Here is a 12,608-nt window from a genome sequence, read left to right on the forward strand (position 1 = left end):
GTGGCTTAAGCGCATTTGAATAAATACGAAATAGAGGCGCTTGGGTACGAGGGAAGCTTTGAAGGTGGAAATGACAGAGGTGCCAGATCCTTCAACCAGTCTCATTCCTCAAGTCCATGAAAACCAAACAAGTGGCTCGCCGCCCATCAGGGTTCAGTCTGATTGAACTCTTGGTTGTGATTCTAATCATCGGTTTGATTGCTACGATCATCGTGCCGAATCTGGGGTTTCTTGCAGGAGAGGCGGACAAGGTGAAAGACAAGCGCAATGCTCAGAACATCTTGCTGGCCTATACCACAGGTGTAGCGGCGGGTGTGGTGTGGCCTGAAGGAGATGTGGCTGCCCAGGTGGCCGCTGTCATCGAGGGGCGAAAGCCGGCCAGTGGTTCATTGGCCACCATGATGTTTCAGTCGTCCGTTGCTCCTGACACCGTGCCAGGGACGTATCTCTACATTGGCATCAAACCCAGTGGAGAACTGTTCTTTGATGCCTCTGGTGGGCTGGACCCCGCCGGTCATTGAGTTGAGCGGGGAAATCAAACAGACCGCAACTCACGGTTAAAAACCGCGCAGGGCGGCGTTTAAGCTTCTCCATGAAATGTTTTCTTTTTCTCTCCCTGTGGGTGGTGGCTGCTCAGGCACAGCTCAGTCCCAATGGTGCCACGGCCTCATTCAAAGGCAGCCTGCCGCCCAAACCCACCGCGGCGCTTTCAGCAGAGCAGGAGGCGGGCATTGCCAAGGAGCTGGCGGCGGTGAAGAAGTCCTTCCAGGCGGTGAAGAAGCACCCGCGTGCAGCCGATGCAGACATCTTTCTCAAGGCGGTGAGCTACGCACTGGAGTTCGACGAGTGGTATGACAAGAAGCCGGAGGACGGAGTGAAAAAGGCGATGGTGCTGCTGGATGAAGCCAAGAAGCGCATCGCGGCTCTCGGAAAAAATGAAACGCCATGGATGAGCGGCAGCGGGCAGAAGGTGCTGGGCTACTATTCCAAGATCGACGATTCACCGCAGCCCTATGGGGTGGAAGTGCCGGAAGGCCTGGAGTTTGGCGCGGGTAAAAAGCCGGTGCCCATGTGGATCTGGCTTCATGGCCGCGGAGACACTGCCACGGATCTGCCGTTCGTGTATTCGAGGTTGATGGCGAAGAAGCCGGGGCAGTTTCAGCCGGCGGGGACGATCGTGATTCATCCCTTTGGGCGTTACTGCAACGGCTGGAAGAGCGCGGGTGAGACGGATGTGTTCGAATGCCGTGATGATGCCATGAAGCGGTTCAATGTGGACACGAACCGTGTGGCACTGGCGGGCTTCAGCATGGGAGGCGCAGGGGCCTGGCACATGGGCGCACATTACCCGGACCAGTGGGCCTGCGTTCATACGGGCGCGGGCTTTGCGGATGTGAAGCGCTATCAAAAACTCACGCCAGAAAAGTATCCGGTCTGGTATGAACAGACGCTGTGGGGTGTGTACGACGTGCCGGACTATGCGCGGAACTTTTTCAACGTGCCGCTGATCAGCTACAGCGGCGAGGTGGACGCGCAGCGTGATTCGGCGGAGTACATGATGGAGGTGCTGGCCAGGCAGGATCTGCACCCGCCTCATCTCATCGGCCCCGGCATGCCGCACAAGTACCATCCTGAAACGATCAAAGAGGTGCAGGCATGGATTGAAAAAGCTGTCGCCAAAGGCCGCGATCTGTTTCCTGACGAAATCCACATCCAGACCAAGACACCGCTCTATGGCCGCGTGAAGTGGCTGAACCTGCACGGCATGGAGGAGAGCTGGAAGGAGGCACGGCTCGATGCCAAGGTCATCGACGGGCTGACGATCGAGATGAAGACACAGAATGTGACGCGTCTCGTGTTCTATCCACCGCCGCAGGCACGGAAGGGCGGGGGATCGCTCCAAGTGAACATTGATGGCGCCACTCTGAAACTCACTGTGGGTCCAGAGTCGCCTAAATTTGAGACCTTCATGAGTCCTGGTCCGAAAGTGGCGGGAGCTTTCTGCCGGCTGATCAAGGAGAACGGAGTCTGGCGTGATTTTGGCAATGCTGAGCCGTTTCAGCACGACACACCCGCTGGAGGCAAGCCGGGCGCCCATCCAGGGCCGATGGATGCGAGCTTCATGAAGCGCTTTCTGGTGGTGTTGCCAGACGGAAAATCATCGTCTCCTGCGGTGGATGAATGGGTGAACGCAGAGGCGGCGCATTTCCTCAAACGCTGGAAGGGCCTCATGCGCGGCGAAGCCCGTGTGGTGAAGGCCTCGGATGTGGGAGACATCTACGAAGCAGGCAAAACTCAAAGCCTCATTCTCTGGGGCACGCCAGAATCCAATTCTTGCCTTAAGCAGCTTGCCAAATCGCTGCCGGTGCAATGGGACGCAAAGAAAGTGGACATGGGCGGGCAGTCGTTTGACGCGAAGACCCATGTCCCTCTCATGGTTTATCCCTGTCTGAAATCTCCGGGCTTTGAAGTGGTGATCAACTCCGGCCTCACATTCCGTGAGGCGCATGACAAGACCAACTCACTGCAAAACCCCAAGCTCCCCGACTGGGCCATCCTGGACATCACGCAGCCGCCGAGTGCCGAGTCTGCCGGCAAGGTGGTGGCTGCGGACTTCTTTGATGAGCACTGGCAGGTGAAGAAGAAATAGCACCTGCGCACGATCAAGCCGAGCGATTGCGCGGCATGCAGGGTGGCAGCGGCGGGTACAACATGTCGAGTGTTGATTCGCGCAGCCACCCGCTCAGGGAGGGCTGATTCACGCCTAGCCGCTTGGCGATGTCTTTGCAACTTTCTCCCAGTCGGATCCGGGAACGTGCGGCGGCGACGATGGCGGCCTTTTCAGCAGGGGAGTAACGTGATGGGCGGGGCATAGTGTTGTCGTGTTTGAGGGTGGCTGAGCCGTCCTTCCTTTTAGCAAATCCGAGCCCATCACCCCTGGTCTCGCAGTCCCCAAATCGCGCAAAGCAGACGCAATTTGTGCATGCCGGCTACGCTGCCACAGGTAACGCCGCAGATCTGCCTTCCAGCATTTCAACACCGGTAAGATCTGCGCCGTAGAGGTCTGCACCCAGCAGGTTTGCCCGAATCAGACGTGTGCCGCTGAGGTCTGCTCCACATAGGTTTGCGTTGGCAAAATTGGCCCGCCGCAGGTCGGTGTCGTGGAAGTTCACTCGGCGCAGGTCCGCGCCCAGAAGCTGAACCCCGGTGCATTTGGCTCCGCGCAGGTCTGCTCCTTCGAGATTTGCCAGGCTGAGATCTGCGCCGTTGAGATTCGCACCTCTGAGATCGGCCAGACTGAGGTCCGCGCCCCGCAGATTTGCCAGGCTGAGGTCAGCCCCGTTGAGATTCGCCAGGTGCAGATCTGCCTGGGCCAGATTGACTCGCCGCAGATCTGCGCCGCCGAGGTTCGCCTCACTCAAGCAGGCGGATTGCAGGCCTTCATCCAAAAGAAAGCTGTTCCAGGCGTAGGTCCCTTGTTTCAGAACTTCCAGACATGTTGTCTTTTCCATGCAACAATTTTCACCCAGAGCCAAAGCCGGTAAAGGGGCGCATTGTAATGTGTTTGTGCGCTGTTTACGCTTTTGTCACACTTGAGCCGCCTTGGGAAGCGACTACAAAAAGAGACGCGTTTCGCAGGTGCGCCGCACGTATCCTTGTATCATGCTCACGTCGTATTTTTCTCCCACCATGAACACACTCACACGCCGTTTCTTTCTTCCTGCTCTCGCTGCCACGCTTCTGCTCGGCACCGCTGGTGCACGCGCTGCTGCTGGCGGAATTCAAGATGACGGAGCCTTCTTTTCCGAGTTTGCCAAGGTGAATGCCACCGGCACGATCAACGACGTCTCCGCCCGGCTGCACAAGGACATCGCTGTGCAGACCTTCGCCACAGTGCCTGAAGACATGAAGGCCACGGTGATTCATCCGGACAAGGCCGCCACCAACCGTGGCTTTTCCCAGTGGGCGGAACAGCTCGCCCGCACCAAGAAAGTGAACGGTGTCTTCATTCTGCTCGTCAAACAGCCTGCGCATCTGCAGGTGGTCGTTGGCACTGACACTCAGCGTCAGGCTTTCACACTGACGGACCGGGTGACGCTGATTCAGCGCATGCTCGAACAGCTGCGGAATAAAAAGAATGATGACGCGCTGATTGATGCCGTGAACTTCATTTCCACGACCATGAGCGCGCATCGCAACGGCGCTGCTGCACCTGTCAGTTCCAAAACGCGCGCCTTGCAGAAGGAGGGTGGCTCATCCTGGCTTCCCACGATCGGCATCGTGCTGCTGATCTGGGTGGGCTTCAGCCTCATTCGCGGGCTCTTCCGCTCCATGTCCGGAGGCGGCGGTGGTGTCGGCGGCGGCATGGGGCAGCCTGGCTATGGTGGCGGCGGCGGCTTTTTCCAAAACATGATGGGCAGCATGTTCGGCGCTGCCGCAGGCATGTGGATGTATGACAATTTCTTTGGCTCGCACAGCTCTGCTTCTTCCTTGGGGGCTGATCCCACGGACACCTCCCACAGTGACGGCGGCTTCTCCGGCACCGATACCGACTACACCAGCTCCGGCGGCAGTTTTGGCGATGACTCCGGTGGCGGCTTTGACGGTGGTGGTGACTCAGGTGGCGGCGACTTTGGCGGTGGCGGTGACTTTTAAACTGCCACTTTGGAATCATGAGTCGTTACGCCAGCAACCAGGACGTGGTGCGCTTCTTTGCCGCCCACAACATCGAGGTGACCAACGTTCGTCGTGAAGGGGCTGTGCGCCACTTGTGCGTTCAGTCCCGGCCGCTCACACTGCCCATGGATGCCAGTCCGGACGAGTGCCTGCGCCGGGTGCGCGAGGGCATGGCTGCGCCAGCCTCGGCGGAAGGCAAATAGGGATCACATCAAACTCAGCAAAGCTTCGCGCACCTGCGCCTGCCATTTGCCGAAATAGGCCAGACGGGCCTGGAGGATTTGCAGGTCGGTGAGGGCGGTGGTGTCGCCTGTGCTGAGGCGGGAGTCAAAGGCGGGTAGGTCTGCCAGCAGGGCGGTGCGCTCGGCATCGAGCGTGGTGCCGAGGGCCTCAAGCTGCTCACGCAAGCGCATTTCATCCGGAGCCAGCAGGGCCTTGGCGAGTGCGGAGGTGGCGGTCTGTTTGCGCTTGAGAAAGGCAGCGACGCTCTGCAGCGCCGGGCCCAGCCGGCCAAAGAGCGACATCATCGCGTCGTCGATGGGAATGGCACGCCAGGGCACGGCATGCAAATCCAGCAAATGCTTGATGCGTTTCTCGGGTGCCTGAAGCGTTTCGTAGGCGTTGTTGATCTCAGCGGCGTGGGAGGCATCGCCACCTGGTTGATCGGGGTGCGCGCTGCGGCTGGCAGCCAGCCAGGCCTGCTGCAGCGCCTCGGCATCGAGTGCGGCAATGCGTGGCAGGCCGAGGAGGGCAAAGGCGTTCGACATCGGTCTCAGGCGGAGAAGCTTTCGCCACAGGAGCAGGTGACGACGGCATTGGGGTTCTTCACCTTGAACCCACCGCTCTGGATGTCGTCGCTGTAATCCAGTTCGGAACCGGAAACGAAGAGGGCGCTCTTGGGGTCGATGACGACGCGCACGTCGCTGGAGGTGACCATGATGTCTCGATTGGCCGGGCCATCGACAAGATCCATCTTGTACTGCAGGCCGGAGCAGCCGCCTCCGACGACGGCCACGCGCAGGGCGCCGTTTTCAGCGCGGCCCTGCTTTTTGAGCAGGCCAAGAAGACGGTTGGCGGCGTTTGGCAGCACCTTGATGAGCTTTTCATTGCCAATTTTGAAACTTGGGGCGACGGCGGTCATGGGGAGTGACAGATAGCGCAGAGATGAACGAAAGAAAGCAAAGGGTCGCAGTGTCAAGCGAGCAGGGGATTTCTATTTTGCCTCATCCGTGGATTGTGCTTGCCTCATCAGCCGATTTTTGAGACGTAAGAGGGACAACTTCAATATCCCCATGAGCGAACTCGAGGTAATACCTCTCCCCTTGCAACTCTTCACCCTGAAAGATGGGCTCGTCTCCAGTGACAGCGGCCAGGAAGCCGTGAACAACTTCGCCGCTGATTTCCAAGGGCTCCGGCACTTTGGACTGAAGGTGGGCGAGTGCCTGGAACTCGGAGCCCCATGGATGGGGACGCTGCAAGAGGATGATTTCACCCTGAACTTTGCCTATTTCGACTCCGGCACGGATGCCAAAGATCCCGGTGCTGGCGCCCACATCGGCGAACGCGTGCCGATGTTTGAACTCCTCACCCGTGCCAATTCTCTGGAGGCATAAGCCATGGCTGCATCTATCACACCCTCCCTACGGTCTGCCCTCGAACGTCTGAAGCACGCTGGCTCGGTCAATGGCCTGCTGCTGTGCTGGCGGCGGCAAATTCTGATCAACTTGCTGCCCTTTGAGGAGTTTCGCGCCGAGCGTCTTCTTCAGGCCCTGCATGATGCGCGCGCACACTTTGGCAGTGGCGGAGACCGTGACGTGAAAACGTTTTGGTTTGGCTATGAGGGAGTCTTCGTTCTGGCCTTGTTTCAGGGCGAGTGCCTGCTCATCACATTGCACACGCATGCCTCGGAGGTGGATTTTATGCGCCGCGCCGGGCTGACCTTTCTGGAGGACACGCAGCTCCTGGTGGATGCGCTGCTCCAGCCTTCGCCAGACGATGAAATCAGCCGGGTGGAAACGCAGCCGCTGAGCAATTTCGACAACGATGGGCATCCGCCTCAATCAACCGGCCTGACGAAGATCATCCCACGTTATTCTTGAGCGGTATTAGCACCCTGCCGGGCGATGTCTGATCGTTGCATTCATTAGGGGCTTCCTAATGGCCTGCTGATGGGGTGGGTAATCCGTCCTTTCGCTGAAAGGTTTGCCTTTCCCGTGCCGAAATCTCAGCTCTGTTTGCAAACACTCTCTGTACCTATGTCTGACCCAGCCGTTTCTGCCTTCTCACGTCGTCGTTTTCTCAATGCCAGCGGTGGAGCGCTCCTCGCTCCGGCAGTTTTCACATCCGCAGGAAGCTTGCTTGCGCAGCAGAAGGCGGACTCGAATGAGACATTGAAGATCGGCCTCATCGGGTGCGGTGGCCGGGGCACAGGGGCGGCGGCGCAGGCGCTGGGCGCGGATTACAATTCGAAGATCGTCGCCATGGCCGACGCCTTTGACACGCAGATCGAGAACAGCATCAAGAATCTCTCCGCGAGTTTTCCAGATCGCGTTGACGTGAAGCCGGACAAGAAATTTACGGGGCTGGATGCGTATCAAAAGCTCATCGACTGCGGCGTGGATGTGGTGCTGCTTGCCACTCCGCCCGGGTTCCGCCCTCTGCACCTCACGGCAGCGGTCGAGGCTGGGAAGCACATTTTCTGCGAGAAGCCGATGGCGGTGGATGCCGCAGGCTATCGCGTGGCCCAGGCGGCGGTTGAGAAGGCGAAGCAGAAGAAGCTCAACCTCGTGGCCGGCTTCTGTTGGCGCTACTCCACCAGCCGCATCGAATGCTACAAGCGCCTGCATGAAGGCCAGATCGGCGACATCACCAGCATTCTGGCGACTTATTACGCAGGCCCGGTCAAAGTGATGCCGCCTGCGGCGGGTCGCCCCGCCGGGATGGGGGATGTGGAGTGGCAGGTGCGCAACTGGTACAACTTCTCCTGGCTCAGCGGTGACAGCCTCGTTGAGCAGGCGGTGCACAGCCTCGACAAGATCTGCTGGGCCATGAAGGACACTCCTCCTGTCAGCGTCATCGCCACTGGTGGGCGCCAGCGTCAGGCAGAAGGCGGCAACATCTTTGACCACTTCCACTGCGCCTTCGAATGGGATGGCGGCATTCTTTGCCACATCACCAATCGTCAGATCAACGGCTGCCACAACGAAGTCATCGACAACATCCAGGGCACCAAGGGCAAGCTGGTCATCGGCAAAGGTTCCGCACCATTCATCGACGGCGAAAAGCGCTGGCGCTGGCGTGGTGAGGAAAAGAACATGTACGACCTGGAGCATCAGGCGCTCTTCAATGCCATCCGCAAAGGCGAGGTCATCAATGATGGTGACCGCATGATGAGCAGCACGCTGATTGCCATCATGGGCCGTGAAGCCGCCTACACGGGGCAGAAAATTCTCTGGAAGGAAGAGGCTGCACCTGCTGATCAGGGCGGAGGGAAGGATAAAAAATCCGCGCGTGTGGCGCTGGCGATGCTGTCCTCCAAGCAGGACCTCGCGCCTGACAATCTGCAGTTTGGCGACAAATTTGAGCCCACTCCGATGCCGGTCCCCGGGGTGACGCAGTTCACTTAAGCTCTCAGCGTCTGGTGCGAAGTTCCTGGCGCAGTTGCTCGACTTCATCGAGCAGCTGCGTGAGCATTTTGAGGCCGCTGAGGTTCATTTCGCAGGCTTCGCGCAGCGCCTCGATGCGGCGCAGCGTGCGTATGGTTTCGTCATCGAAGTCCGGATGGATGATGCCATGTTCCTGATACTGCACGATCGTCTGCGTGGAGACACCGGTCGTCTCGGCGAGGATTTCCAGCGAGTAGGTTGGAGGTGTGGAGTCGCTCATGTCAGGCGCGTGGGTTGAAGGTGGAGGCGCTGCGCAGTTGTTCCCACAGCGTGCGTTCGGCATCGCTGAGCTTGGTCGGCAGCACGATCTGGAGTTTGACGAAGAAATCGCCGCGCTCGGCGGACTTGCCTTTGGGCAGGCCGCGGCCGCGCACGCGCAGGCTCTGGCCGTTTTCGCTGCCTGCGGGGACGCGCAGTTTGATGGAGCCGTCGAGTGTCGGCACTATCACCTCCGCGCCCAATACGGCCTCCCATGGCGCGAGGTCCAGGTCGTGATGCACATCGGCCTCTTCGGTGGTGAATTCGGGATGGGCGGCATGGCGCACACGCAGGTAGAGATCACCTGCCTGGCCGCCATTTTGGCCGGGTTCGCCCTGGCCGGGCACGCGAATGCGACGTCCATCGGTGGCACCGGGCGGGATGCGCACCTCGAAGCTGTGCGTCTGCACCGCACCGGTCTGGCGGTTCACGGTTTGCAGCGAAATCGGCCGCTGCGTGCCGTGCATGGCTTCTTCCAGAGTGACGAGAATGTCGCCCTCGATGTCATGGCCACGCCGTGCGCGGCCTTTCTTCGCGGCACCCGTGGGGATTTCCTCTTCGAAGCCCTGTGGGAAGCCATAGCGGCTGCCACCGCTGAAGTATTGTTCGAAGAAGTCGCTGAAGCCAGTGCCACCAAAGTGGAACTCCTGTTCATGGCTGCCTGCTCCCTGCGGCGGAGGCCTGAAATTTCCCTCGTCCTGCCAGTTGGCACCCAGGGTATCGTACTTCCTGCGCTTCTCCGGATCGCTGAGCACCTCGTTGGCCTCGTTGATCTCCTTGAACTTGGCTTCGGCGGTCTTCTTGTCCTTGGCGGTGTCGGGGTGGTAGAGACGGGCCAGTTTGCGGAAGGCCTTCTTGATCTCGTCCGCGCTGGCATCGCGTGCGACTCCAAGGGTGGCGTAGTAGTCTTTAAATTCGGCGGGCATGATGTGGAGTATTTACGTCGCGCAGTGACATGTCGTTGTGAATCGTGCTGCATTCTTTGCAGTCAGCGCCAGAAGGCCAGTATGGCCGCGCCACCCGCGACTGACATGAGCAGACCGAGCAAGGCTGGTTTGATGTAAGCCCGTGAACCGAGGGCGATCACAAAGAACATTTTGAAACACAGGTTGGCCATGCCGCCGACGAGAATCATGCGCCAGGCGACGGAGGTTTCAAGGTGTCCCGTGTTGACCAGTCGTGAGGTGGAGAGCGTGATGGCCGACATGTCCGGCAGGCCGGAAAGAAAGGCTGCCACGTACAATCCTGCGGAGCTGTTGTGCTGGCGGGCATAGGCCACGATGACCAGCACCAGCGCATACAGCAGACCGAGGACGACGGCATTTTTCAGTTCGGACGGCGGATGTTCATCCACGGGTTCTGAGTCGGCATTTTCTGCAAGGCGATGTGCGACGGCGGCGATCAGCCCGACCCAGAACATCATGGCAACGAGTGGCGGGAGAAGCTCTCGAATGTGATCGGAGGCGACGATGATCACCTCCGCCAGCAGGCGCACAAAAGCCACGGCGGAGGCAATCAATGCCATGGAGGCTAGTGACAGGCTGCCTGCACTGGAGATTTTGCTGCGGCGTGCGCTGCTGGCTGTCGTGGCGGTGCTGGACACCAGCCCGCCGAGAATGCCCGCCACCGCAGCTCCTTTGGAGCCTCCCAGAAATTTTTCAGCCATGTAGGCCGCGAGGCTGATGCCCACGATGAGCACCACGATGAGCCATATGGCGAAGGGATTGAGAACACCGAGATAACCCATCTCGCGGTTGGGGAGCGCGGGCAGAATGACGAGCCCCAGGAGAACGAGGCGGACGATGGCGCGCAGTTCCTCCTCACCAAAATGCCGCACCATGGCATGCAGCCCTTTTTTACTTTGGAGCAGCGCCATGACTCCGCCCGCGATCATCACGGCCAGAAGCCGCTCTCCGAGCATGGTGATGATGCCCACTGCAAACATCACAAGCATCGCCATTTCCGTGGCGAGGCCGGAAACCGGCGGGCGTTTTGCCTGCCGCAGCCAGCTGCCCAGCACCACAATGCAGGCAAAGGTGATGAACCCTGCGGCAATCACCCAGCTGCCATAGGCATTCCCCAGCAGACCGGTCAGAGCGCCGAAGAGCGTCAGCAGGGCAAAGGTGCGGATTCCCGCGACGCGATTCTGCACCCATTCGCGCTGCAAACCGACGAGGAGCCCCAGCCCGATGGCGGTGCCGAGGGATTGCAGCAGTTCCGTGGTTTCGGGCAGCGGGGTTGGCATGGCAGTTAAACGAAGTCTCAGGGAGACTTTACACGGACTTGCCATCGTCGCCATCCCAGTCCAAGAAAAGGACTCCAAGCCACCAACCATGTCCATCTGGAACTACGCCAACCCACAGCTCAAAGACCTCGTCGCTTACGAACCCGGCAAACCCATCGAAGATGTGGCCCGTGAACGCGGCCTGAAGCCGGAGGACATCATCAAGCTCGCCTCCAATGAGAATCCTCTCGGGCCTTCGCCCAAGGCCATAGTGGCCATGCAGGAGGCCGTCAAAGAGGTCAACATCTACCCGGACGGCGCTTCGTGGAAGCTGCGCAATGCGCTGGCGGAAAAATTTGGCCTGGAAATGGGAAACATCATCATGGGCTGCGGCTCCAATGAAGTCATCGAATTCATCGGCCACGCCTTCCTCAAGCCCGGCGACAACATCATCACCGCCGAGCACGCCTTCCTTGTCTACAAGCTCATGGCCAAGGTGTTCGGTGCTGAGACCATCGAAGTGCCTGATCCCGGCTACGTCCATGACCTCGATGCGATGGCCGCCGCCATCACGCCGAACACGAAGGAAGTCTTCATCGCGAATCCGAACAATCCCACGGGCACGCTCGTCACCCAGGAGCAGATTGACCGCTTCATGGCCAAGGTCCCTGCGCATGTCGTCGTCGTGTTCGATGAGGCCTACTATGAGTTCCTCGACAATCCGCCGGACACGCTGAAATACGTCCGCGAAGGCCGCAACGTCGTCGTGCTGCGCACCTTCTCCAAGATCCAAGGCCTCGCAGGCACGCGCGTCGGTTACGGCATTGCCAACAAGGAACTCATCGACGTGCTGCAGCGCACGCGGCAGCCTTTCAATCTCAACTCCATCGCCCAGGCAGGCGCACTGGCAGGCCTGCTCGACGAAGAGCACCAGAACAAGACCAAGGCCATCACCGATGAAGGCCGCGCCTACCTTCAGCAGCAGTTTGGCGACATGGGTCTCGAATACATCCCGAGCTACGCTAACTTCGTCCTCGTCAAAGTCGGCGATGGCAATGCCGTCTTCAAAGCCATGATGGACAAGGGCGTCATCGTCCGCGCCATGGCCGCCTACAAGCTCCCCGAATGGGTGCGCATCAGCATCGGCACCATGCCGCAGAACGAGCGCTGCATCGAGGTTCTGAAGCAGGTGCTGGGGAAATAGCGGCTTGTCAGTCTCAGACAGAGAAGGTAAACATACAGCATGAGTACCTGGGCTGACATTTGTGAGGACAAGTCCCTGCAGGACCTGCCGTACAAGATTGAAACCAACCGCTTTGATCAAATCGTCATGAGTCCCGCTTCTGCCTGGCACAGTGATTTTCAGGGGGAAATCGGCTTCACTCTGAAACGACTCATGCCAGAGGGGAGAATTCTCTCCGAGGCTGCCATTCAGACCACCGATGGTATCAAGGTGGCGGATGTGGCGTGGATCAGCCGCGAGCGCTTTTCTCCGCATCGTCGCGAAGCAAGCCTTCCTATTGCCCCCGAAATCTGCGTGGAGGTCGTCTCGCCCGGAAACCATCGTTTCGAGATGGCGGACAAAGTGCGGCTCTATTTTGCCAGCGGAGCCGAAGAGGTGTGGATGTGCGACAGGGAGGGGCACATGGAGTTCTTTTTGCGTGATGGCACGGACCCCGTGGCGCAATCACGTCTCTGCCCAGATTTTCCATCGCGCATCGAGTGGGAGTGAGCCTGAATGATGCGGCATGTTTTCACCGCGCCGTTGTTAACAGAAACTTGTG

16 protein-coding genes are annotated in these 12,608 nt (G+C 59.3%); 9 read left to right on the forward strand and 7 right to left on the reverse strand.

Annotated elements, in window-relative coordinates:
* The first annotated feature begins 116 nt into the window (after nt 1-116).
* Together WAW39_RS26025 and WAW39_RS26030 are read left to right on the forward strand one after the other, a co-directional pair.
* Nucleotides 117-521, forward strand: coding sequence for a type II secretion system protein (locus WAW39_RS26025; protein ID WP_422322078.1), 405 nt, complete (start codon nt 117-119; stop codon nt 519-521).
* Between the two features lie 71 nt (nt 522-592).
* Complete coding sequence (locus WAW39_RS26030) at nt 593-2,650, forward strand: prolyl oligopeptidase family serine peptidase (protein ID WP_422322079.1); 2,058 nt, start codon at nt 593-595, stop codon at nt 2,648-2,650.
* Nucleotides 2,651-2,663: 13 nt separating this feature from the next.
* Here the strand turns inward: WAW39_RS26030 and WAW39_RS26035 are convergent, their stop codons facing one another.
* Both WAW39_RS26035 and WAW39_RS26040 read right to left on the reverse strand, forming a co-directional pair.
* A complete protein-coding gene (locus WAW39_RS26035; RefSeq protein ID WP_397381936.1) occupies nt 2,664-2,873 on the reverse strand; it encodes a transposase in 210 nt (69 codons plus the stop codon).
* Between the two features lie 117 nt (nt 2,874-2,990).
* Complete coding sequence (locus tag WAW39_RS26040; RefSeq protein ID WP_422322080.1) at nt 2,991-3,512, reverse strand: pentapeptide repeat-containing protein; 522 nt, start codon at nt 3,510-3,512, stop codon at nt 2,991-2,993.
* A gap of 178 nt (nt 3,513-3,690) precedes the next feature.
* Between WAW39_RS26040 and WAW39_RS26045 the strand changes: the two genes are divergently transcribed.
* The gene (locus tag WAW39_RS26045; RefSeq protein ID WP_422322081.1) at nt 3,691-4,656 is read left to right on the forward strand and encodes a hypothetical protein; all 966 of its coding nucleotides are present in this window, start codon (nt 3,691-3,693) and stop codon (nt 4,654-4,656) included.
* Nucleotides 4,657-4,673: 17 nt separating this feature from the next.
* Nucleotides 4,674-4,880, forward strand: coding sequence for a hypothetical protein (locus WAW39_RS26050; RefSeq protein ID WP_422322082.1), 207 nt, complete (start codon nt 4,674-4,676; stop codon nt 4,878-4,880).
* 3 nt (nt 4,881-4,883) lie between these two features.
* Here WAW39_RS26050 and WAW39_RS26055 read toward each other — a convergent pair whose 3' ends face one another.
* Together WAW39_RS26055 and WAW39_RS26060 are read right to left on the reverse strand one after the other, a co-directional pair.
* Nucleotides 4,884-5,444: a hypothetical protein gene (locus WAW39_RS26055; RefSeq protein WP_422322083.1), complete on the reverse strand. Its 561-nt coding sequence runs from the start codon at nt 5,442-5,444 to the stop codon at nt 4,884-4,886.
* A gap of 5 nt (nt 5,445-5,449) precedes the next feature.
* Nucleotides 5,450-5,818: a HesB/IscA family protein gene (locus WAW39_RS26060; protein WP_422322084.1), complete on the reverse strand. Its 369-nt coding sequence runs from the start codon at nt 5,816-5,818 to the stop codon at nt 5,450-5,452.
* A 151-nt stretch (nt 5,819-5,969) separates the two neighbouring features.
* Between WAW39_RS26060 and WAW39_RS26065 the strand changes: the two genes are divergently transcribed.
* The 3 genes from WAW39_RS26065 to WAW39_RS26075 all read left to right on the forward strand — a co-directional run bounded on the left by WAW39_RS26065 (nt 5,970) and on the right by WAW39_RS26075 (nt 8,303).
* Entirely contained in the window at nt 5,970-6,290 is a 321-nt protein-coding gene (locus tag WAW39_RS26065; protein WP_422322085.1) for a hypothetical protein, read from the forward strand.
* Between the two features lie 3 nt (nt 6,291-6,293).
* On the forward strand, nt 6,294-6,776 hold the full coding sequence (locus WAW39_RS26070) for a hypothetical protein (protein WP_422322086.1): 483 nt from the start codon (nt 6,294-6,296) through the stop codon (nt 6,774-6,776).
* 156 nt (nt 6,777-6,932) lie between these two features.
* The gene (locus WAW39_RS26075) at nt 6,933-8,303 is read left to right on the forward strand and encodes a Gfo/Idh/MocA family protein (protein ID WP_422322087.1); all 1,371 of its coding nucleotides are present in this window, start codon (nt 6,933-6,935) and stop codon (nt 8,301-8,303) included.
* 4 nt (nt 8,304-8,307) lie between these two features.
* Here the strand turns inward: WAW39_RS26075 and WAW39_RS26080 are convergent, their stop codons facing one another.
* The 3 genes from WAW39_RS26080 to WAW39_RS26090 all read right to left on the reverse strand — a co-directional run bounded on the left by WAW39_RS26080 (nt 8,308) and on the right by WAW39_RS26090 (nt 10,845).
* On the reverse strand, nt 8,308-8,562 hold the full coding sequence (locus WAW39_RS26080) for a chaperone modulator CbpM (protein ID WP_422322088.1): 255 nt from the start codon (nt 8,560-8,562) through the stop codon (nt 8,308-8,310).
* Nucleotide 8,563: 1 nt separating this feature from the next.
* Nucleotides 8,564-9,526 carry a DnaJ C-terminal domain-containing protein gene (locus WAW39_RS26085; protein WP_422322089.1) on the reverse strand — a complete coding sequence of 321 codons (963 nt, stop codon included), beginning with the start codon at nt 9,524-9,526 and terminating at the stop codon, nt 8,564-8,566.
* Nucleotides 9,527-9,588: 62 nt separating this feature from the next.
* Nucleotides 9,589-10,845, reverse strand: a complete 1,257-nt coding sequence (locus WAW39_RS26090; protein ID WP_422322090.1) for an MgtC/SapB family protein — start codon at nt 10,843-10,845, stop codon at nt 9,589-9,591.
* An 88-nt stretch (nt 10,846-10,933) separates the two neighbouring features.
* Between WAW39_RS26090 and hisC the strand changes: the two genes are divergently transcribed.
* Both hisC and WAW39_RS26100 read left to right on the forward strand, forming a co-directional pair.
* Entirely contained in the window at nt 10,934-12,028 is a 1,095-nt protein-coding gene (gene hisC / locus WAW39_RS26095) for a histidinol-phosphate transaminase (protein WP_422322091.1), read from the forward strand.
* Nucleotides 12,029-12,067: 39 nt separating this feature from the next.
* Nucleotides 12,068-12,556 (forward strand): Uma2 family endonuclease, encoded by a 489-nt coding sequence (locus WAW39_RS26100; protein ID WP_422322092.1) that lies wholly within the window; start codon nt 12,068-12,070, stop codon nt 12,554-12,556.
* Nucleotides 12,557-12,608 lie beyond the last annotated feature (52 nt).

Source organism: Prosthecobacter sp. (genome assembly GCF_049294395.1).
GTDB lineage: Bacteria > Verrucomicrobiota > Verrucomicrobiia > Verrucomicrobiales > Verrucomicrobiaceae > Prosthecobacter.

What these genes read in the sequence shown, in the direction of transcription:
- WAW39_RS26080 (WP_422322088.1), bottom strand. Translation starts at nt 8,562, where the DNA reads ATGAGCGACTCCACACCTCCAACCTACTCGCTGGAAATCCTCGCCGAG.
- WAW39_RS26090 (WP_422322090.1), bottom strand. Translation starts at nt 10,845, where the DNA reads ATGCCAACCCCGCTGCCCGAAACCACGGAACTGCTGCAATCCCTCGGC.
- WAW39_RS26035 (WP_397381936.1), bottom strand. Translation starts at nt 2,873, where the DNA reads ATGCCCCGCCCATCACGTTACTCCCCTGCTGAAAAGGCCGCCATCGTC.
- WAW39_RS26030 (WP_422322079.1), top strand. Translation starts at nt 593, where the DNA reads ATGAAATGTTTTCTTTTTCTCTCCCTGTGGGTGGTGGCTGCTCAGGCA.
- WAW39_RS26085 (WP_422322089.1), bottom strand. Translation starts at nt 9,526, where the DNA reads ATGCCCGCCGAATTTAAAGACTACTACGCCACCCTTGGAGTCGCACGC.
- hisC (WP_422322091.1), top strand. Translation starts at nt 10,934, where the DNA reads ATGTCCATCTGGAACTACGCCAACCCACAGCTCAAAGACCTCGTCGCT.
- WAW39_RS26060 (WP_422322084.1), bottom strand. Translation starts at nt 5,818, where the DNA reads ATGACCGCCGTCGCCCCAAGTTTCAAAATTGGCAATGAAAAGCTCATC.
- WAW39_RS26045 (WP_422322081.1), top strand. Translation starts at nt 3,691, where the DNA reads ATGAACACACTCACACGCCGTTTCTTTCTTCCTGCTCTCGCTGCCACG.
- WAW39_RS26070 (WP_422322086.1), top strand. Translation starts at nt 6,294, where the DNA reads ATGGCTGCATCTATCACACCCTCCCTACGGTCTGCCCTCGAACGTCTG.
- WAW39_RS26055 (WP_422322083.1), bottom strand. Translation starts at nt 5,444, where the DNA reads ATGTCGAACGCCTTTGCCCTCCTCGGCCTGCCACGCATTGCCGCACTC.
- WAW39_RS26025 (WP_422322078.1), top strand. Translation starts at nt 117, where the DNA reads ATGAAAACCAAACAAGTGGCTCGCCGCCCATCAGGGTTCAGTCTGATT.
- WAW39_RS26075 (WP_422322087.1), top strand. Translation starts at nt 6,933, where the DNA reads ATGTCTGACCCAGCCGTTTCTGCCTTCTCACGTCGTCGTTTTCTCAAT.
- WAW39_RS26065 (WP_422322085.1), top strand. Translation starts at nt 5,970, where the DNA reads ATGAGCGAACTCGAGGTAATACCTCTCCCCTTGCAACTCTTCACCCTG.
- WAW39_RS26040 (WP_422322080.1), bottom strand. Translation starts at nt 3,512, where the DNA reads ATGGAAAAGACAACATGTCTGGAAGTTCTGAAACAAGGGACCTACGCC.
- WAW39_RS26100 (WP_422322092.1), top strand. Translation starts at nt 12,068, where the DNA reads ATGAGTACCTGGGCTGACATTTGTGAGGACAAGTCCCTGCAGGACCTG.
- WAW39_RS26050 (WP_422322082.1), top strand. Translation starts at nt 4,674, where the DNA reads ATGAGTCGTTACGCCAGCAACCAGGACGTGGTGCGCTTCTTTGCCGCC.